The sequence below is a fragment of the Rheinheimera lutimaris genome (assembly GCF_013283795.1).
GTDB classification, from domain to species: Bacteria; Pseudomonadota; Gammaproteobacteria; order Enterobacterales; family Alteromonadaceae; genus Alishewanella; species Alishewanella lutimaris.
The window spans coordinates 75,759-97,261 of sequence record NZ_JABSOD010000006.1 but is presented as its reverse complement, the minus strand read 5'-3'; the positions used below and the strand labels follow the sequence as shown (position 1 = coordinate 97,261).

Sequence of the window (21,503 nt, the reverse complement as noted above, 5' to 3'; positions counted from 1 at the left end):
GAATAGTTCTATTTAGTACCTTTCGGCGTAAAAGTATGAATTTTACCTGGTTTAGACATATCCATGTCACCGGCATCAGTCATACCCATAGGAGCTAATTTTCCATCAGAGTAATACCAAAGAAATTCATCTGGCGCTCGCACTGGTGAACCAAGCTCTTCGGCTAACTGTTGAGCATAACTGTTCTCTCCTTTACCAGTGTTACAAGACAGCAGATCTACCATCATACCGTCCTGATATTTTGGATGAGCTTTTATCATCGATGCAAGTTTCTTAGCTGAAACTGTCAACCCTATACTGTCAACAATCTGTGTTGGATCTCCATGCGCCCCTACCCTTAACACCGATGCAGTATTGTTAACCTTCTTTGCGTAATTATGAATATTTTCATTCGATGAAAACAAGTTAATATCGACACCAGTATAAGTGTCAGTTAACGGATCATAATTCTCGGGTATTGTCTGGAAAGGCCCTTGGGGAGCAGCCGCAACTGCCTCTTTGCAACTCAGCCCCAATGGGTCAATCCAGTTAATATGATTCGGTGCGTACTGGTAGTGGTTTATACCACCTAACAGCCCTATCGGGTCCTGGCTGATAAAGCGGCCGGTCTCCGGGTCGTAGTACCTGAAGTGGTTGTAGTGTAGCCCACTTTCGTTATCAAAATACTGGCCCTGAAAGCGGATGGGGTTATCAATTTTATTCACCGTTACCATGGCTTTACCAAACACGCTGTAATGCGCTTGCCAGACGATGTTGTTTTCGCTGTCGGTTAAACTAAGTGGTGTACCAAGCTGGTCTAACTGGTAAAAATACACCCGGCCTTGTTTAACCAATGCCAGCGGTTTATTACTGCTTGGCTCATAGATATACCAGCTGAATTCACCCTGGCTATATTCACCGATAAGGGTGTTGCCTTCCCACAGATAATCGGTGCGACCTGAGCCGGTTATCTTAGCACTGCGCCGGCCAAAGGCGTCATATTCGTAACGCGTTACATCACCGGAACTGTTGCCGGCACCGCCACTTAGCGCCGTTAGCTGGTTAAAGCCGTTAAACTCGCGCTGCTGGCGTTTGCCGGGCGCTATGGCAGTTAACTGATTGCCACTGTCATCATATTGGTACTGGTTGTCGTGATAGCGCAGCAAGCGGTCTTGCTTTACTTCTACTGTCTCGCCGACAGGATTACCGAAGCTGTCCCACTGATGCTGCTCGCTTTGCTTGTTATCGCTGCTGTGTGTTTTGCGTACCAGTTGATCAAGGCTGTTGTACTGATACTCCGTGTCACCGGCCTGGTTATCCGTTACCTTTAACAACTGATGCAAGGCGCTGTAACTATACTGCCGTAGCTGCTGTGCAGCACTCTCTTCTGTGTTGTATTGCCATTGCTGAGTGGTTAAACGATTAAAGGCATCAAACTTTTGAGACAGCTGCAAACCGCTGCTGTATTCACGCGCCGTTTCACGCCCTGCGGCATCAAAACTTCGCCACAATAGCGGCTGTTGATCCAACGCTAACTGCGATAATAAGCCTTGTTCGTTATAACGATAATCCAACGCTGTGCCATCAGGCAGCACGGTGCATTGGCGCCGGCCGGCACCATCATAATGGTGCAAGGTTCGCCAGTCATCTTGCCACTGCTCGCTCAGCTGACCGTTGGCGTGATAGGCAAAGCGCAGTTTGCGCTGGGCATTGCTGGCCCGCAATGGCCGGCCCAGTTTGTCATAGTGGAAATGGTTGCTGGCCAATTGCCGGCCAAACAGTGCGGTTTGTTCAATAATACGGCCGCGGTTGTCACGCTTTACTCTGAGCTGACGCTTACTGCCATCGCTAAGCGCACTGACATTACCGTTAATGTCATATTGATATTGCTGCACGCGGCCATCGAAACCCTGCAACTTTACCGGCCGCTCCAGGCCGTCATAATCCAGTTGGTAGCGCGCACCATCGCTGCGCATAATTGCAGTAAGATTGCGCTCTTTATCATATTCGTAATTCAGTGCACTGCCATCAGCCTGCAACTGCTTAACGGGCTGGCTTAAGCCTTCATACAGCCATTGGGTATGCTGCGCCAACGCATTATGCCGCCCGGTTAAACGGCCGGCCGCGTCATAACTGAATTGCTCTGTAACGGCGTGTTGCGGCTCGTCAGCGCTATAGCTGCGCTGTGAAGTAATATTGCCACTGGCGTCGCGCTGATACTCCGTTACCAGGCCGGCAGCATCTACCGCGCCGTTTAACCGGCCCAACTTGTCATAGCTGAAACGGCTTACAGCGTCTCCTTGTTTACGGGCCAGTAACTGACCTTCTTCATTCCATAAATAATGTTCAACGCGACCATCGGCATGCTGCAGTTGGGTTAGTTGCCCATCCTGATTGTACTGATACCGGTTGATACTGCCATCAGGCCGCGTTTCGCTTTTTAATAAACCTCCGGCACTGTATTCACGCTGCCAGTGCCGGCCTTCTGCGTCGGTAAAACCGCTGCGTTGGCCCAGTTCATTGTATTGAAAGTGGCTGATAGCACCGTCGGCCTGCTCTACAGTAATAAGCTGGCCCACATCGTTAAAGTAGTAGCGGGTAACGCTGCCATCCGGTGCTGTTTCCGCGCTCTTTTTTCCCAGACTATTCCAACTGTAAAGCCAGGTTGCACCATCTGGGGCTACTTTTTTAATCAGTTGATTACGCTCGTTATGAAAATACTGCCAGCGTTGGCCACGGCTGTCGGTGCTGATGGCTAAACGCTGATTGTCATCATAGTCAAACTTATAATCGTAATAGCCGTCATCACCCCAATTGCGGCTGCAGCGGGCTGCCGGGCCTTCGCCTTGCCAGCTGAAATAATGTTTAAAGCCACTGGCACGGCAACGCCCGGTTAATAAATGGCCCTGATAAGCATATTGTTCTGTTTGGCCGGCCAGATTAGTGGCGGCTGTTAAATCGCGCTGTTCATCATATTGATATTGCGCCAACAGCACATCCAGCGCTTTAAGGCCTTCTGCGGTTTGCTCAACGGCGTCAATCCGACTGAGTAGCCCCGCCGCGTTGTAGTGCAGCTCTATACCGCGCTTACGGGTATGATCTATGCGGCTAAGCCGGCCGAAACGGTCGTAATACAGTTGCAGGTAGTTTCCCAGGCTGTCAAAAATCTGATGCAGTGCCCAGCGCTGCGGCTGCCTGACATCGGCTTTTACCGGCACAAACACCCAGTGGGTGTTATCCGGTCGCAATAACACCTGGCTACCATTTTCTTCATGGCGTAGCGCCAGGCCTTCACTCAGTTGATAACTGGTTTGCCCGGCCGCAACCGGCGTAAAAAGCAAGCGGCGGCCTTCTTCATTATGTAACACCAATTGTGTTGTGCCTTGTGCTTCAGGCTCTGCCACAATCTGTAAATGAAAATTACTGCGCCAACCAAAACCCAGGCCAATATTTTCATGGCTTTGACCGGAGCGATAGGTGCGCTTAAACTGCAATGGCAGTGGCCCTGATAAGGCAAAATCGGTTAACTCCAGCACTTCTTCACCGCTACACATCGCCACCGGATCGCCCTCAAAGGCGATATCGCTGCTGGCAGGGCTTACGGTGCCGGCGGCGTTGCTACCTGCGCTGATATTCGCTGCAGACTGCCCGCTCTGTGGGGCTTGTTCAGCACTTTTTCCACCGGGGTTTGCCGCCTTGCTCTGTGTCTTTGCAGCAGGCGCTGCAGGCTCGCTGATGATCTCCGCTTGCTTCGCTTGTTTTACACTAAGCGACAATTCTCCGCCGGCAATGGCTTGCGCCAATTCCCGGTATACCTGACTTTTGGCTGCAACAGCCGTACTATGGTGTGCTTTGCCGCTAAACCAGGTGTAAACCCGTGAAAGGCTGCTGTCGGCAGTATTAAAATTCGGGAAGTTACTGCGCAAAAACGCTTCTGCCTGCACAACAGAGACAAACGTTTGCACCGTACCTTTGGCTTCTGCCGCAGTGTGACTAAAGCACACCACAGTACCAAAGGTGTTTTTTATTTCGAAGCTGGCCATGCTGTTTATACTTCCTTGTTGTCAGAAAACGCTGGTGCCGGAGTGAGTATCGCAACAGCACGATACAACCGGTTTGACAGCTCACACTGCAAAGTTAACCCCTGAAGACGCCCCTGTTTCTGTGCCTGCATCAAATGCCACAGCCGGTATAAACCGCCGCAGGCGCCTAATTCACCAGTGGCGTAAGACGGAAACACAAACTCTGTTGTCAGTTGTACCGCACCGTGCAGATGCTGATATTGCCCCAGCCAACGCGCAGTAGCATCGTCATCGCCGCTGTCCGGCAAATACAGTTGCTGCAACGGTTGCGAGACCGCGGCGGCCACCTGCATAAACAGCGCCGCCATGGCCGGGTCATCCGTGCCCTTTGCTAAGGGGGACGCATCACTGCCACTGAAAACCAGCCTGCTGCCCGCTCCGTCAGCAGTTAAACACAATGCCACCGCACCTTCAGACAGCACACCATTCCAACTATCAGTGCCGGCATAATGTGACAATACAGCTGAGCTTGCCATGCTATCGACCGCTAACAGCCACACTGCGTTTTGTGCGCCCTGTTGTAACTGCGCAGCGGCAGCAGCCAATGCCATCAGCGCACCGGCACTGCCATAGGGAAACACCCGGCAATCTGCCGATTGCAGTAACTGCGGGAAACGGCGCATAATCATTTGCAGCAAGGCATTAAGCTCGCTGTTGTCGCTGCCGGCATACTCCGGCAACACCAGATACACGGTATCGTGCTGCTGCGGACAACAAGGTTGCGCCAATAAGCGCTGCAACAATACTAACAGCCGCTCATTGCGGCTCTCATCCGGCGCTAACGGCGCAACAAAGGCAACCGGCACCTTTACACCCTGCCAATCAATCAGCTCAGGCTGCGGTGTAATAACGTCCAACGCTAATGCCTGCGCTCTGTCCTGCGCAATGCCCAGTGTCATTGCTACCTGCGTGATCGCTAACCCCGCTTGCTGCGCAATATTCATCATGCTGTAGTCAACGCACAGGCATCTGAAAGAGGTGTACCGGCAGTCGCAAGGCTGCGATAACACGCCACCAGTTGACGTTGCTGCGTATTACCACCTTGCCATATCCCCGCCAACTGCGCCGAACTGATATGGCTACCGCCAAGTTGGCGCGCGCCGGCCGGCGGCAGTTGAAAATCTGTTACAAGTTGTGGTGCAGATAACAAACTGTCGGCTTCAATACTACCCAACAATACTGTCAGGCTGTCTGTTGCCACTTCACGGCTGTCATCTGCCTGCGCCAACTCAAGCAACAACGGCACAAACTTTAACTGACCGCTGTAGCCCATAGCGGCTATTGCCATATTGGCAGTACCGCTATTATTGCTAAGTTGATTAATAACCCTGCTTTGTACCGTATCGGATGCTCCGGCCATCAACAACATAAGTGTCTGATGGCTTAACTGCCTTGTAGCCGCTAATGCCAGTGCAAGCTCTGCTTCATCTGTTTTCTGCTGCGCTTTATCGTTCAACAGGTAAATCGCCAGATGGCAACATGGCAACAGCGGATTATCTGCTGACAGCTGCTGTGTAAAAGCTATAAGTGCGGGCAATAAAGACAACTGCCCGCTGCAGGCTACATACCACAATACTTCCGGTGTAGTGGCATCCGGTGTAGATGCAAGCGCTGTATCAAACGGGTTGAACGTTAACTGTAAGCGTGCAGCCAGCCTCAGATAGAGATCGGTTTCAGCAGTGTTTTCAGCCTGCAACTGCGCCAGAACAGCTTGCTTAAGCCCGGGACTGCGCCGAATTTTTAATTCATGTAACAACAACCAGATATCAGATTGCTGCTCAAATTCGCTTAACGCTTCCGGCCTTAACAGCACTGAGCGATCTGCTGCCAGCAACCAGTTTAACCAGCCCGGTGCAGTGCTGTCGGCAGCACAATCTGACGCTAACTGCACACAATCAAGCAAACGGTAATCATGTTGGCGTAATTGCGCAAAGCCGCTGTAGCGGTTATGTATTAACGTTAAACGTTGGCGCACTAATAATTGCAATTGTTGCTGTACATTTTCAACCAACAGCATGGCGTCTACCCACCAATAAATACAGTAGGCACACCAACAACAATTTTGCCGCCATGAGCGGTATCGTCGCCCAATCTGGCCGCATTTTTGCCATTAATGAATACAGTGGCAGAGCCGCCGCTGATCGTATCCGGCGGGCCTATGCACACTAATTTATCGCCTTTACGTGCGGCCGGAATGCCGCAAATAGCCACGTTAGGCGACCCCTGTATTACCGGCCCGCCTACATGCGGCTTTGGCCCTGGGTCAACCTTTGGGCAAACATGCATACAACCTATTACTGCTGCGGGTTTTGCCATTCTGACTTATCCTGTCTGCCTGAAGCGAGCTTACACCGCTTAATTAATACTGACTTTGCTGCCTTTAATGGTGATATTGACGCCTTTAATATCGATAGAGCCATCACTCTTCATCGATATGGACGCAGCACCGGTTTTAATGGTGATTGCATCACCGGCATCAATCACCAGTTTCTTGCCAACCTTCAGACTGTCATTACCATCAATGGTGTTTTTACGGTCTTTATTCACCGTTTCAGTATCATTACCTTTTACTGTGGTAAGACGATCTTTACCCACCATGTCGGTCTGATTGTTTTCAACCTGCAGCTCAAAATCTTTTTCGGCATGCAAATAAAGCAGCTCTTCGCCTTTTTTATCTTCAAAGCGTACTTCGTTAAAATTAGCTGCGCCACCGCCCTTACTGGAGCGGGTTTTAATACCGCTTTGTGTTTTTTCATCAGGCAAACTGTAAGGTGGCATATGGTCGGAATTGTACACAGCGCCGATAATTACCGGCTGGTCCGGATCGCCGTTTAAGAACTCAACCAATACCTCCTGGTCGCGGCGCGGAAAGAAAAACGCGCCCCAGTTTTTACCCGCCCAGTTTTGACTTACGCGGATTGGGCAGGAGCTTTCGTGATCTGTAATATCGCTGCGGTCCCAGTGAAACTTCACCGTAACGCGGCCCAGTTCATCGACTGAAATTTCTTCGCTGCCTTTACAGGTAACGGTAGCACTTTGCACACCGGTAATTAATGGCTTTACCAGACTCAGATGTGGCCGGTAAGCAACGTCTTTCGGTACACAGTAGAACGTATTACTGATCTGCTGTTGGGTCGTTTTTGCCGCACCGGTTTGGCTGGCAATAGCCGCCGTTAACACTAATTCAGTAATGACATACTGTTTGCCGGCTTCGGATTTATCTTCATGCTCAGTTAAAGTAAAGGTTTTGCCGATGCTGAAGCTTCTGCAGTTACTTGCACCGGTACGGCGCTCAATATCGCGTTGCAAAGCTTCAAGCCGGATATCGGCAATATGCTTGGAACGTGGATGAAATTCAGACTCAGCATCATAATGAAACACTTCATAATCAGCATGGCCACTGACTAACCGGCCTTTGTTCGCTTCGCCGGTAGGTAAAGACGCAGGCTTTTTTAAATCAAAACCACGTTGTACATATTTACCCGGCGCCATAACCAGCGCTTTTTGCCAGTGATGAATATGCGCTTCTGCCAAACTGCCGTTATTAAATTTAACTTTTGCTTCAGCGCAGGGTTCATAAGCCGTAGCTTTATCAGCCAGTATCAGTTTATGTGCGCTCTTAGTGTGTTCAAAGTAGTAAAATATGCCTTCTTGTTGCAGTAAACGCTGAATAAAATCCAGATCATTTTCTTCATATTGCACTTTAAAATCGTAGTCGGGGTAACTGCCCTGCACTTTTGCCGCAACGTCAATTTTTACACCATGCTCACCGGCTATCTGCTCCACTATTTTCAGCACATTTTTCTTACGGAAAATACGGCTGTTAATTCTGTGCTGCATATACCAGGCACTGGCTACCAGCTGCAGGCTGTAATCACGGTACTCGGCTTCTGCCGCCTCTTTGCTTACTCTGGCACCTAAAGCTGTTACGTCTGCTACCACAGCATGAATATAACGCTGCTTTTTGCCACCTAACTCCAGCGTAATGGTTACTTCTTTACCGATCAGCTCAGCGGGTTTGATTTCACGACCGTTGCCATACACTTCAGCTTTAACGCTGAACAGTTGTGACAGCCCCTCGCTAAATACAAACCGGGTTAAAATCAATGCATCTTTGCCAAGCGGCGTGTCAATTTTGATGCTGTTCTTGTCCTGGGTTGCCTGTTGCATCCATTCGCCTCAACTGATTACTGGTAAGATGATCGGTAAAAAAGTAATACAAAAGAAAACTGGTGTGGCAAGCCACACCAGTTAACCGGTTTAGCTTACAGCTTAGAACCTTTAACGCCGCTGTAACCGTATACCAACGGTGCAGTAACGTTGTTTTTGTCATCTGTAGGTGTAACAGTCATCATCAGTTCGGTGTAGCTGATAACGATAGTTTCTACCGGACGGTCGCCCGATACTGACATCTGATAGCTGCTGATCATCGCATCAGTTAATTCGATTTTCATGATCTCTTCCACTTTATCGCCTTGTTTGGTGATGTGGAACACAGCTTTTTGACCTTTACCGATGGTCGCTTCTTTGAACAGGTCCGGAGACGCTTTGTCCTGCAGCTTAGTAATAACGATATCGTTTAAACGGGTAGCGCTGGCTTCACGGTCCATTGCGGTGCCGGTGAATGAGCTCAGTTCACGCTGAGTACCCCAGTCCAATGACAACACAGTGATCATGTCCTTGAACTCTTCAGCGGTCGTTTCGCCTTTGATTGCGCCGTATTTCAGGTAGGTATTTGCTTGCATGCTATGCTCCTTTTGCATATTTAAACAGGTGCCCGATATTGGACATCAAGGTTAGCCCGGGTCACTAGTTAACCAGGACAAAACGTTAAAAACCACCACGCTTACATAATAAAAGCAATACATTAATCACTTAACCACTACGTAAACATAAAATATCAGTATGTTTTTAAACTTCACAAATTATATCGCCAAACAAAACATTGACAACACATTATTAACTATTTAACTGCCTATTTTTTTACTTTTCTTTCTTTCCAACCACTTATTTCGCCTTGCAGGTGAGAATTCCATCACTGCACAACATAACTAAAGGCGCCATCCTGCACGTCCAGCGCTACAGCACTAACCGGTAATTGTTTAGCCACACGTTGTAAAATGCGTACTGACAGCTCCGGCAACAGCTGGTTTTGCAAAATGTTATGAATGGTTCTGGCACCCGAGCCGGCATCCAGACATTGGCTGACTATCAGCTCTGTCACTTGCGGGCTGTAACTGAAGCCTGCGCGGTAATTACGGCTGAGGCGTTTTTCAATCCGGCCCAGTTGCAAGCCGGCAATAATGGCTAACTTAGCGTTATCCAGCGGTAAATAAGGGATCAGGTTTAAACGACCAAGAAAAGCCGGTTTAAATACGGCTAACAAGTCGTCTTTCAGCGCCTTTGCCAGCCCGGTGGTTGACGGTGCAGTTTCCGGGTCTTCAAACAAACGCATCGTGGTATCAGTACCCACATTCGACGTCATGATGATAATGGTGTTTTTAAAGTCGATATCGCGGCCTTCACCATCTTTAATGGTGCCCTTATCAAATACCTGGTAGAAAATGTCCTGCACCCCGGGATGCGCTTTTTCCATCTCGTCTAATAAGATCACGCTGTAAGGTTTACGACGCACGGCTTCAGTTAGCACACCTCCTTCGCCATAGCCAACGTAACCTGGTGGCGAGCCCAGCAACAACGACACTTTATGCTCTTCTTTAAACTCTGACATATTGATGATAGTCAGCTGCTCTTCACTGCCATATACCTGCTCAGCCAGGGCAAGAGCAGTCTCGGTTTTACCTACCCCACTGGGGCCGGTTAACAAGAAGATGCCATTTGGCTTGCTTTCATCAGCCAGCTGCGCCCGCGAGGTTTGCACCGTGCGGGCAATCAGTTCCAGCGCATGGTCCTGGCCAATAACTCTTTGCTGTAAAAAGGTATTTAAGGCCAGTACTGTATTTATTTCGTCGGCCTGCATTTTGCCCAGCGGTATGCCGGTCCAGTCGGAAATTACTTCAGCAACCAGCTCTTCGGTTACCTGCCAATGCACCATAGGATCGGCGATATCGGCAAAATCTGCTTTTATTTGCTGCAAACGTGCTAATAGTGGCGAATCTGCTGTTTGCTGTTCTGCCGTTAATTGTGTTGCCAATTCGCGGGCTTCTGCTACCAGAGCTTTTTGCTGCTGCCATTGTTGTTGCAGGGTTTCCAGTAGCTGCACTGCCTGAGTTAACTTCTGCGCTAACTCCTGCAACACTTCATGATGATTAACACCGAGGCGTTGCTCGCGCTGCAGAATATCGATTTCCTGTTGCAGTTGCGTTACTTTGCGCTGTTGATCTTCTACCGGGCCCGGTACCGCATCCTGACTCATAGCGACACGGGCACAAGCCGTATCTAATAAACCAACGGCTTTATCCGGCAGTTGGCGGCCATTAATATAGCGGTGAGACAAGTTAACCGCAGCACGTAACGCTTCCCCGGTTATTGACACCAAATGATGCTGCTCCATTACCGGTAATAAGCCACGCATCATCACCACAGCCAATTCCGGCGTTGGCTCTTCCACTTTTACGACCTGAAAACGTCGGGCCAACGCCGCATCTTTTTCAAAATATTTTTTATACTCAGCCCAGGTTGTCGCCGCTATGGTACGCAGCTCACCGCGTGCTAAAGCAGGCTTTAACAGATTGGCCGCATCATTTTGGCCGGCCTGGCCGCCACTGCCAATCATGGTGTGTGCTTCGTCAATAAACAGGATCACCGGTGTGGCAGAGCTGTTCACTTCTTTGATGACATTTTTCAGCCGGTTTTCAAACTCGCCTTTCATGCCGGCACCTGCTTGCAGCAGTGCCAAATCCAGCACCCGCAAACTGATATTTTTCAGTTTGTCCGGCACTTCACCGGCGACAATTTTCAGCGCTAAACCTTCCACTACGGCTGTTTTACCAACGCCGGCTTCTCCGGTCAGGATCGGGTTGTTCTGCCGCCGACGCGTCAGAATATCAATCATTTGGCGGATCTCGTCATCGCGGCCAACGATCGGATCTATCTTTCCCAATCGCGCCTGTGCGGTAAGATCAGTGGTAAATTGATCCAGCGACGGCGTTTTACCGCCGGCAGTTTTTGCTGTTGCTGCTACGCTGCCCTGTTGCTCTGCACTTTGCTGCGCTAATTGTGGCCACACCCGTAACAGCTCTGCCGTGTCGATTTTATCCAACGCCGGTACACGACGACTAAGCAATGCTGCCATGCTGTCATCTTTGAGCAAGGTGTAGATAACATAGGCTGAGCGGATCTGCTGATCAGCAAATTCAATAGTGGTGCTTAACCAACTGGTTCGCAGCAAGTTAATCAGCTGCACTGAGATCCCCGGTAAAGCGTTGTTACCGGTTTTCATTTGCTCCAGCGCTTGTTGCAACTGTTGCTTTACGGTATCAACAGAAATAGCAAAACTACGCAGCAATAATTGCATATCGCCGTCAGCTTGTTCCAGCATGGCATCCAGCCAATGCTCAATTTCAACAGTGTAGTGGCTGCGTGATTGGCAACGCGCCGTCGCCGCTTCCAAAGATTGGCGGCTGGCCGGGTTTAATTTTTCAACCAGACTTTTTAACGTTGTAGTAGACATATATGCTTCCTGTGCAATAACTAAGGCCGGGCCAATTGATAACTGAGCCGGGTAAGCTGATGTTGTACTGCGGTTCTGACCGACAAACTGCCGCTCTGACCAAGACTTAAGGAACGTTTGCCCAACTGCGCGGAGGGAAAATCCCGCCGTTGGCCAACCAATGTAATGCGCACTCTGAGTGCAGCCGGCAGAAAATCTGCCAATACGGTACTGATCAGTGCGTGTTGATAACTGCCGGGCAGCAACTGCGCCCCACGACCGGCAGGTACATTAATAACTAATTCAATTGCCGAGCTGATATCCCACACCCTACCGCCCAGCATGGCAGACATCCCCAGGCCGGCATGTTGCCCCTGCGGTAGCAGCCGCATTGCCAGCCGGCTTTGCTCATCTTTTTGCAGCGTTAACCAGCGCCCCTGCAATGGCTGCAGCGCCACTTGCGTTTTTAACAACTCGGTCAGAATTTGCGTCAATTGCTGCGCGCTGCGGTTGTGCTGACTGAATGCCCCGGCGTAATACAGACTTAATGCCTGGCGGGCACCGGACAGGGTTTTTAACACCGTACTGAAACTGTCTTGCTCCGGAGCCGAAATTTCATACTGGCAGGCAAAGCGGTACTTTTCCCATGCGCGGTAATACAGCGAGATCAAGCGGTGATTAAACAGATCAAAAAAGTCGCGCATGGTTTTGTCGCGCTGCTTCAGTCGCTGCAACACCATTTCAGTGTAATGCTGCGGCATCACGCCGCTGGGCCCTGTTAAACCCATAAAACTGACATGCATTGCCACGGCGTCATGCTGCGGGTTTTCCATTTGTGCCGTGCGACTTTCTACCTTTGTCACCGGCTGCCCCGGGAAACCCAGATGTTGCACACTTTTAAACCGCACCAGTTCTTTCTTCGGAAACCCGTCACGGCCAACGCCCTGCCAGCGTTTATGCTCGCTGCCAAACTGACGCTCCAGCGAATATACCGCCTGATAAAAATCAAACTCTGACGGATTTTGTTTTAATAATTCCGGTTTCACAGCAATACCTTAGTACCGGAGCGTGCCGGCCAGCGGTGATATAACTGCTCGTGATCTTTTAGTTTCACGGTTAACCGCGTATAACTGTTTACCGTGGCGTACTGGGCAAAAAACACATCCAGAATATTAGCGAAAAAGTAAATACCGCTGCCGGCATAAGATGATTGGGTAAACTCCAGCAGAATTTCGCTGCCACTGCACACCGCAACCCGCCCCTGATGGCTTACCCGCGCGCTGCCGGAACTGATCTGTAATTTGCAAATACCATCAATTAACGCTTTAGATTCCGGCGTGCAGCGAAAGTCGTATAACTGCAGTGTTTCTTTTAACCGGCTTAATGCATCATCGCCGGTAAAATGATTCAAAGTTAAATGATTAACCAGCTGCCAACGGCTGGCTTCCTGCAATGCCGGCCTTACACTGGCCGTAGGTGCTAACAGACAACGCACTTCTTTAATCACATCCGCATGCTTGCTGATATTAAAACGCGGTTCACCACCGCCAAACGGCAGGTAAGCCGGCAAATTGCGGTTACTGCACAAGGCCTGCACCTGGACAACCCAATCTTTGCCTGTATCTCCGGCGTTTACGCCCTGAAACTTTCTGTCCACCACCGACAAATACATCTCGGTGCCGGTTTCAGAATAGCCGCCGGCCCAGTCGGCAAATTCACGCCGGCTGTGCCAGAACATATCTTGTTGCTGCAGGTAGTCCGGATGGCCCTGGCTGTAATACGGATTCAGCGTTACTTCATTGCCAAAAGGGTCAAAAGCCTGCACCTGCTCAATACGGATCACTTCGCAGACATCGGCATCAAGATAACGTGGCACCAGCCGGTATTCGTACTGTGACGCATCCAGATTGACCGGCTCCAGCTTTTGGCTGAATAAGTTAATCACCGGTGTACACCCAAGCAGCATACTGTCTGCGGTAATATGCCGCTCCAGTTCATCTGCACCATCGGCAAGGTAAAAATACAATTCAAACTTATCGGCTATTTGCGGCCAATCCGGGTCCAGTTGTTGTAATTCAACAAACAAAAACTTTTCCGGACATAAGAATTGTTCTATCAATAAACGGTAGCCGGCAAAGCTTCGCTGGCTATAAGGCACAACCTGATGCTCATCGGCAAAACCAATGGCCTGCAGCTGGCCGGCCGGCATAAAACGGATAGCTTCAGGGTTGCCGGCAGGTGCTATACCCACCGCAAGCAATTTGCTCAGCAGCAGCTCATACAAACGATACACATGATGGCGCTGACCATTAAGATAAAACCGCAACTTACTGACATCCAGCTCATGCATTGCCGTTTTTTCAAATTCACAGGCCAAATCCAACTTTAACAGTGCTTTAGCACTTTGTTGTACCGGCGGGCGCGGTGCATGAAAAGGCGCATTTTTAAACTCGGCCGCTACCACTTCCAACGGCAGGATATCTGTGTCGTAGCATGCCTGAAATGTACAGGGTTTAAGGCCGTCGGTGCGGGTCTCAAACTCTGTGCCGCGCTTTACCGTAATGCCGGAATTTGACAGGTTCTGGCTGGTCAGTTTCAGTACCGACGTTGACGGTATTGGCGCCTGGTAATCCGGATACAGCTGGCCCAGTAAAGCATCGGTCAGTTCCGGAAAACTGTCATCCAGCTTTTGCCGGATCTGCGCCGTTAACAACGCAAACCCTTCAATAAGGCGCGACACATGCGGATCTTCCACATTTTCTTCGCTGATCCGCAGCCGACCGGCAATTTTCGGGTATTGCTCGGCAAACTCGGCGCCCATTCGACGGATATAAGTCAGTTCACGATTGTAATACTTCAATAACTCGTCATTCATGCCTGATAATCTCTGATGGTCAACCCCAAATGCACCGGTTCCACTTCCGAATCGAACATAATGTGTTCCGGCTCAGGGTCGGCGTACAGCAGTGCCTGAATACGCAGGCGCAATACGCGTTCCATATCATGCTCCTGCTCCGGCACTGTAACTTCCACATCGACAAAACGCGGCTCAAAACGGCGGATGGTTTGCTCTACCGCGCGGCATAATTGCTGCCGCCCCTCGTCGGAGTCGACAACCATCACCGAAAAATCCGGCAGGCCGTAGTTCAACAAGCTTTGCGGCAACTCGGTGTAGCTATCCGGCCAGGTGTGCCATTGCACCCGGCTGTTAAGTAAATTCTCTAAATCGCGACGCACGCTTTGGCGCAATGCTTTTAAATCGAACCCCCGCCGACTGCGACCACTGTCTTTTTGGCCCGGCGTATCGTCTATCAACCGGTCCAGCAAAGACTGTTGCAATGGCTGTTTCTGATGCAGTTTCACCGACGTTGCTCCGCGCTATCAGTGCGTAACCACGGTATCTGACGGACGCAGCGATTTCAGCTCAGAAAAAGTCAGTGCGTGCTCGCCGGCCAATAACATTTTTTGCCCTACACCGGTAACCAACTTCTCATCATGCTGCTGCCAGTCGGTATCACGGCCCATCCGCTCGGAAATGCGCACACTGCCGATATAGGTCATCGGTACAAAAACCTCCCCCTGCGGGCCGTCTTTAATGACGATTTCAGCACGACGCCAAACGGTATCAAGCAGCGACTCAGGCTTTTTCAGGTCCAGGCTGTCTATTTCGCTGAACTTCGCCAGATAGAAATGTCCGTCGGTGCCAAACAGCTCCAGATAACCGGCCAGGCTGTCATCTAAATCACGGATGTCATTACAGGCTTCGCCGTTAACATCAACAGCCGTTGCGTCACGCAGTTGCTCAAGCAACGCCGCAGCGGTAACTGCCGCCGCGCTGTCTTGCTCTTTCAGTGCCAGTCGCAGCGACAATTGAGCTTCAAACATGGCATCCGGCTGTCCGAATAAAGTAGCGGTTACGCCGCCTTGATAAAAATCCTGCCGTGCCGATGCGGCGCGGATCAGCTGGCGCAGATTTACCGCACCTACCAGATAATCCGGGTGCTGGCGCACCATCATATCCAGTTGCTGATCGGCTTTTTCCAAAGCGCCCTGGATACATAACAGTTCAATGAAAGCCGCGCGCACATCTGCATTGGCAGGATCGTCGCGCAATAACTGCACAGCACGCTCGGTAGCTGCAATCAGTTCGCCTTGTTTTATTAATGCCTGTAATGATTTCACGTTTAACCTCGTGCAGTAGCTGCTTGTTTAGGTGACAGTTCAGCAACCAGCTTCACAGTAGTAATCATTTGATCTAACTGAAAATGTGGTTGCAGCTGAATAATGGAGTAGTAACGACCGGGCTCACCGCGTTTTTCCCGTACCTGGATACGCGCTTCGCGCAGCGGGTGACGGGCCCGCACATCGTTTGACGCATCCGTAGATGCAGTGGTGTAGTTGTGCAACCAGCGCTGTAATTCTTGTTCGCACTGCTCTGCTGAGTGATAGCCACCCACTTTGTCACGGCCAATCACTTTGATGTAATGAGCAAAGCGCGCCACACATAAGATATATTGCAACATCGCCGACAATCTGGCGTTTACGCTGGACAACTTATCGTCATACACTTTTGCTTGTTGCACCGATGCATTGTTATAAAAGGCAAAATAGTCGCTGTACGGCACCACAGATAACGGAATAAAACCGTTATCTGACAGCTCTGATTCAAATCTGTGGCCAACCAGTAAATTAACTGACGGTTTATTGGTGGCCTGGTATTTCTCGGTTTCGTAACGGCTGGCCGGCAAATTACTGACTAAACCAAAATTATGCTGGCCGGCTTTCATGCCGCGAATTTGCGCAAACCAGCCGGACTCGCTGTAAGCTCTGACTAACACAGCGGCAAATGCATAGGCTGCGTTGCCCCACAAATAATCGCGCTCCGGCCGCGCCAGTGCCTCGCGAAACACAAAACTTTCAGTGCGTGAGCCATCATCTTTATAGGGGCTGCGCATCAATACCTGGGGCAATACCACGCCGAGAAAACGCGCGTCTTCCATTGCCCTGAGCGCACGCCATTTCACATATTCCGGTTGTTTAAACTGACTGCCAATGTCTGACACCAGACCAAGTTCCGAGAAATGATCAACTCCGAATAACGACGGATGCGCTGCACAAATAAAGGGCGCAAAGGCAGCAGCAGCGGTGCGGGCTACTTCTTTTAGCGTATCCAGATCATGATGCAGTTGCCCTGGACGGATCTTATGACTGATTTGGTAATCGCCGATTAATACGCCAAAGGGCTCACCGCCCGGCATATCGAATTCGTTGTCATAAATCAGTTTGAAAAAATCACTTTGGTCAAAGTCGATGGCCCGGCTGATATCTTTACTCAGTTCCGGCCATGACAATGACAGCAGTTTTACTTTAACCTTTTGCCCACGGTCGTGGCGCTCGGTTTGCTCGGTCAGATACAGCAAACCACGCCAGCTGGCTTCAAGCTGCTGAAACAGATTGTGGTGAAGAATGTCATTGAGTTGCAGGTTAATCAGTCGGTCTATGTCGGCGATAGCACGACACAACATAGCACTGACAACATTACTGCTGCACACTTTGCTGCCGGCAACATGCTCCAGCCAATACAAGATGGCCGCCAGCGGATCGGGCTCACGTAAAAAACGTGCCAACACACCACTGCGTTCTAACCGGGTATACGCCGGCTGGCTAAAACCATCTGCCGGGGTATTGCTAACAGCGGCTTGGTCAAACACATCCTGTGAGACAAATTTTACTGCGTCTGCCATGACATTCTCTTCCACTTAACTGCGTAGGATAATGCGGCTATGCCGCCGGTTGAGGGGGATAATCTCAACCGGCAGCAAAGCGGCTATTAACCACCCATTTCAGGGATTTTTGCTACCAGACGCAGCGAAGTAGACAGTTCTTCCAATTGTAACCATGGCCGCAACCACGCCACTGCATTATAAGAACCCGGACGGCCCGGTATTTCACGTACCTGCACCTTGGCATCGGCCAGTGGATAACGTGCACGCACTTCCTGACCACTGCCCTCAGAAGCATTGACATAGCTTAAGATCCAGCGGTTTAACCACACTTCGACATCTTCTGCTTCCATAAAGCTGCCGATTTTGTCGCGTGCCAAAACCTTTAAGTAATGCGCAAAACGCGAGGTTGCCATCAGGTAAGGTAAGCGTGCAGAAATTGCTGCGTTAGCAGTGGCTTCAGGTGTGTCGTATTTCTTTGGTTTCTGTGCCGTTTGGGCACCAAAGAACACCGCGTAATCCGTGTTTTTATAATGACATAACGGTAAAAAGCCCATTTTACCCAGCTCAGCTTCACGCCGGTCGGTAATACCAATTTCTGTCGGGCATTTCAGATCAGGGTCACCATCATCACTCATAAAGATGTGGCTGGGTAAGCCTTCTACTTTACCGCCGCCTTCAGCACCACGGATGGCGGTACAGAAGCCATATTGGGCAAAAGCATTGGTCAGTTTAGCGCCCATGACATAAGCGGCGTTCATCCAGCAATACTCAGAATGCTCAGTGGTTTTTGCCACACCTTTTTGGCCGTCAAGTTCAAATTCTTCAAAACCGAACTCTTCTATCGGACAGGTAGCACTGCCGTAAGGTAAACGAGCCAGCACGCGCGGCATAGTTAAGGTTACAAAGCGTGAGTCGTCACTGTCACGGAATGAACGCCATTTGGTGTATTCCAGCGATTCAAAGATTTTTTCCAGATCGCGCGGTTTAGACAACTCGGTCCATTCGTCAAAGCCAAATAATGCCGGTGAGGCAGCAGACAGGAACGGACAAAAGCCGGCAGCAGAAACATTCGACATATAGGTCAGTGTTTCGATGTCTTCCGGATGGTTGGTAAACTCGTAATCGCCGATAATAGCGCCGTAAGGTTCACCGCCCGGGGTACCAAACTCAGACTCATAGACCTTTTTAAAGGTTTGGCTCTGGTCAAACTCTACCGCTTTGCTTAAATCTTTATACAGCTCTTTCTTACTCATGCTGATCATGCGGATTTTCAGCGAAGCACTGGTTTCAGAATTCATTACCAGGTGGTTTAAGCCACGCCAGCTGCCTTCCAGCTTTTGAAACGCCGGCGTGTGCATAATAGCGGCTAACTGATCTGAAATCAGGGTATCCAGCCGGTTAATGGCTTCATTAAAGGTAACAGTTAAGTTTTTGTTCCAGCTGACAGTGCCGCTTAGCGCTTCTTCTGTCAGGGTACGCAATAACTCTTCTGCCCGCGACGCATCAGTTTGCTTCGTTGCGCCGATAGCCTGCTCCAGTAAAGACGAGGCCGACGCCTGAGCATTATCATGCTGTTCTACTAACGCTTCCGTACTCATGTTATTTGTCCTCTATGCTCAGATCCTGCGCCAGCTTCTGCAGATCTTGATCGTTGTTCAGTACCCGCTCCAAAATATTCTCCAACTCTTCTGAGCGGTCAATTTTAGTCATCAGGTCGCGTAATTTATTGCGCGTGGCCATCAGTTTATCTAACGGTTCAACCTGTTTAACAATGGCTGCGGGCTCAAAGTCCTGCATAGATTTAAACTCGAGGTCGACACTGAATTCACTGCCATCACCGGATAATTTGTTATCCACTTTAAAGCTCAGTTTCGGATTCATCCGCTTTAACACTTCGTCAAAGTTATCGCGGTCGATCTGGACAAAACGACGGTCTTTCAGTGGCTTTAAGGCTTCAGTGTTCTGACCGGCAAAATCACCCATAACGCCTACAACAAAAGGCAGCTCTTTTTTAACCGCAGCTCCCTCTGTTTCAACGTCATAAGTAATATGCACACGGGGCTTACGCACCCTGGATAATTTACTGTGAATACTTTCCATTGACTCTCTCCTGTTACTCAGCTGTTATTTGTTGCAGTTCATACCCTTTAACGGGCACTACTTCTGTTGCGGGATCCCCGCCAGCCGGAAGTAATGGTTACGGCTGTTGTTATCGTCTATAAGCTCTTGCAGCAATTCGGGTAAGGTGAGCCCGCTCCAGTGCACTACCTGCTCCAGCGCATAAGAAATAGGCGAATGCGGCTCTGTTTTGCGAAAAAACTCTGCCGCTTGCTTCAAACTGTTCAATACCTGCTCCCGGCTTTGCACCTGCTGCTGTACCGGATCCGTCTGCAGCTGCTGCCCATCTGCCGGCTCTGCACTGTGATCGCTGACTAGATTAGCCATCTGCGCCAACTTATCAGCAGCCAGATAGTTCACGGCATCAAGGCATTTTTGTAGTGTTTTGCTGATAGCACTGGTGGGTTGCGGTTCGCCATTCATGGCGTTATCCATTGCTTGAGACAACAACGAGAACTCTGCAATTGCCTGTTCAATTTGTTGTTTCAACTGTTGATAAAATGGCGGCGAAGATTCTGCTACCGCATCTTTAATTTGTTCCAAACTGGCTATACCGGCATCTGCTTTTTGCTTTTGTCGTTTTTCATCTTTACGCGAGATGTCAGAGGCACGCTCAAACTGCCAGCAAGCATATTGGCCAAACGCAGTAACTTCTGTCAGCGGAATACTCAGAATAGGAGTGATAAGCGCGCCATCCCCCTCATAACCATTCAGGCCGATAAGAGGTGCTATACGAACTTCCATGCCATCTTCATCAGGCAATGGATACAGATGTTGCCAAAAATTTTCTATTAACAAACGCGTCGTTTTAAAGCCCACCGCCAGCCCTGTAAAACCATGAGTTCGGCACAATGCTTCAATTAACCAGGCGGAATACTCTAAATCTTTAACTTCTGTACACAAAACATTGGGAAGTTTCTCTGCTAACGGCCGCCAGTCTGACGCCAGCGCGAGAAAGTCTTCTTCCTCGGCCAATAACGCCCGCTCATTAGCGCGGGCCTGACCGCGGCTGTCTTTAAACTGGTAATACTGCGACGTCGGCGAGATATCAGTACGCGGATCAATGCCGGCAGGGTTGGCTTGGTCAACCGCTTCAATTAACAATTCAAAATCAATTAATTCACTGTATTCCATCACAACAACCAAAATGAGACGTTATCCAGCGAATAATGTTACTTTATTGTTTTAATGATGACAACAATTAACTATTATTTTCTACAGTCTGGCATAAACAGGTATCGTTTTATCCTTTTCATTAACATAACCAGCCTGATTGTCAACTTTTACCAAAATACAGGTAACATTGTCGCGTGCGCCGGCAACCAGGGTTGAATGCAGTAATGCCCTGCTTGCTTCAGCAATATTGTTATGCGCCAGGTATTGGCAAATTTCTTGATCTGTCAGCTCTTTATTCAGACCATCGCTGCACAGCAGAAACAGATCCCCCGGCTGCCAGGCGCCGCTGACGACATCGATCGTTACCGCAGTATCAACCCCTACGGCACGGGTAATAACGTTGGCCAATTCATGTTGCTCTGCTTCGTTTTGATGTAGCAAACCTTGCTCAACCATCTCGTTAACCTGGCTGTGATCGCGGGTGATTTGCCGCAATTGGTTATTCCGCAACAAATAACCACGGCTGTCACCGGCCCACAGCAGGTGGTAATAAAACTTGTCAATCAGCAACACCACGACGGTAGAGCCGGCCGTATTGCCCTGTAAATGTTGCTCGCTGTAACGGCATAGTTCACTGTTTGCCTGCTGCAGTGCTTCCGTCAACAATTGCACCGATGGCTGATTACTGCGTTGTACCGCCACTCTGACCGCATCCACAACTAACTGACTGGCGACATCTCCGGCAGCATGTCCGCCCATGCCGTCAGCGACAACCCAAACACCGCTGTCAGCCAGATCCAAACAGGCGTCTTCATTTAATTTACGTACCAGCCCCTTGTGTGTTTGGGCATGGGATACTACCTGTCTCAT

General features: G+C 49.8%; 16 protein-coding genes. All 16 read right to left on the bottom strand.

The genetic code is table 11. The annotated features are described in order from the left end of the window. Positions 1-8 precede the first annotated feature (8 nt). A complete protein-coding gene (locus HRH59_RS07790) occupies positions 9-4,022 on the bottom strand; it encodes an RHS repeat-associated core domain-containing protein (protein WP_173500716.1) in 4,014 nt (1,337 codons plus the stop codon). A 5-nt stretch (positions 4,023-4,027) separates the two neighbouring features. Next, the gene (locus HRH59_RS07785; protein ID WP_173500715.1) at positions 4,028-5,008 is read right to left on the bottom strand and encodes a hypothetical protein; all 981 of its coding nucleotides are present in this window, start codon (positions 5,006-5,008) and stop codon (positions 4,028-4,030) included. Continuing rightward, a complete protein-coding gene (locus HRH59_RS07780) occupies positions 5,005-6,078 on the bottom strand; it encodes a hypothetical protein (RefSeq protein WP_173500714.1) in 1,074 nt (357 codons plus the stop codon). The genes HRH59_RS07785 and HRH59_RS07780 overlap by 4 nt, the downstream gene beginning before the upstream one ends. A 5-nt stretch (positions 6,079-6,083) precedes the next feature. Continuing rightward, positions 6,084-6,377: a PAAR domain-containing protein gene (locus HRH59_RS07775; protein WP_173500713.1), complete on the bottom strand. Its 294-nt coding sequence runs from the start codon at positions 6,375-6,377 to the stop codon at positions 6,084-6,086. Between the two features lie 39 nt (positions 6,378-6,416). After that, a complete protein-coding gene (gene tssI / locus HRH59_RS07770; protein ID WP_173500712.1) occupies positions 6,417-8,231 on the bottom strand; it encodes a type VI secretion system tip protein TssI/VgrG in 1,815 nt (604 codons plus the stop codon). Between the two features lie 95 nt (positions 8,232-8,326). Then, positions 8,327-8,806 carry an Hcp family type VI secretion system effector gene (locus HRH59_RS07765; RefSeq protein WP_173500711.1) on the bottom strand — a complete coding sequence of 160 codons (480 nt, stop codon included), beginning with the start codon at positions 8,804-8,806 and terminating at the stop codon, positions 8,327-8,329. Between the two features lie 290 nt (positions 8,807-9,096). Continuing rightward, positions 9,097-11,694 (bottom strand): type VI secretion system ATPase TssH, encoded by a 2,598-nt coding sequence (tssH, locus tag HRH59_RS07760; RefSeq protein WP_173500710.1) that lies wholly within the window; start codon positions 11,692-11,694, stop codon positions 9,097-9,099. Positions 11,695-11,714: 20 nt separating this feature from the next. Next, a complete protein-coding gene (tssG, locus tag HRH59_RS07755; protein WP_173500709.1) occupies positions 11,715-12,719 on the bottom strand; it encodes a type VI secretion system baseplate subunit TssG in 1,005 nt (334 codons plus the stop codon). Next, positions 12,716-14,548, bottom strand: coding sequence for a type VI secretion system baseplate subunit TssF (gene tssF / locus HRH59_RS07750; RefSeq protein ID WP_173500708.1), 1,833 nt, complete (start codon positions 14,546-14,548; stop codon positions 12,716-12,718). The genes tssG and tssF overlap by 4 nt, the downstream gene beginning before the upstream one ends. Further along, positions 14,545-15,036, bottom strand: coding sequence for a type VI secretion system baseplate subunit TssE (gene tssE / locus HRH59_RS07745; protein WP_173500707.1), 492 nt, complete (start codon positions 15,034-15,036; stop codon positions 14,545-14,547). Before tssE ends, tssF begins: the two co-directional genes overlap by 4 nt. Before the next feature lie 18 nt (positions 15,037-15,054). Beyond that, complete coding sequence (locus HRH59_RS07740; protein WP_173500706.1) at positions 15,055-15,855, bottom strand: type VI secretion system accessory protein TagJ; 801 nt, start codon at positions 15,853-15,855, stop codon at positions 15,055-15,057. Positions 15,856-15,857: 2 nt separating this feature from the next. Then, positions 15,858-17,417 (bottom strand): type VI secretion system contractile sheath large subunit, encoded by a 1,560-nt coding sequence (tssC, locus tag HRH59_RS07735; RefSeq protein WP_173500705.1) that lies wholly within the window; start codon positions 17,415-17,417, stop codon positions 15,858-15,860. Positions 17,418-17,503: 86 nt separating this feature from the next. Then, positions 17,504-18,997 carry a type VI secretion system contractile sheath large subunit gene (tssC, locus tag HRH59_RS07730; protein ID WP_173500704.1) on the bottom strand — a complete coding sequence of 498 codons (1,494 nt, stop codon included), beginning with the start codon at positions 18,995-18,997 and terminating at the stop codon, positions 17,504-17,506. A gap of 1 nt (position 18,998) precedes the next feature. Beyond that, positions 18,999-19,499 carry a type VI secretion system contractile sheath small subunit gene (tssB, locus tag HRH59_RS07725; RefSeq protein ID WP_173500703.1) on the bottom strand — a complete coding sequence of 167 codons (501 nt, stop codon included), beginning with the start codon at positions 19,497-19,499 and terminating at the stop codon, positions 18,999-19,001. 57 nt (positions 19,500-19,556) lie between these two features. Continuing rightward, on the bottom strand, positions 19,557-20,651 hold the full coding sequence (gene tssA, locus HRH59_RS07720; RefSeq protein ID WP_173500702.1) for a type VI secretion system protein TssA: 1,095 nt from the start codon (positions 20,649-20,651) through the stop codon (positions 19,557-19,559). Positions 20,652-20,732: 81 nt separating this feature from the next. Further along, the gene (locus HRH59_RS07715) at positions 20,733-21,503 is read right to left on the bottom strand and encodes a PP2C family protein-serine/threonine phosphatase (protein ID WP_173500701.1); all 771 of its coding nucleotides are present in this window, start codon (positions 21,501-21,503) and stop codon (positions 20,733-20,735) included.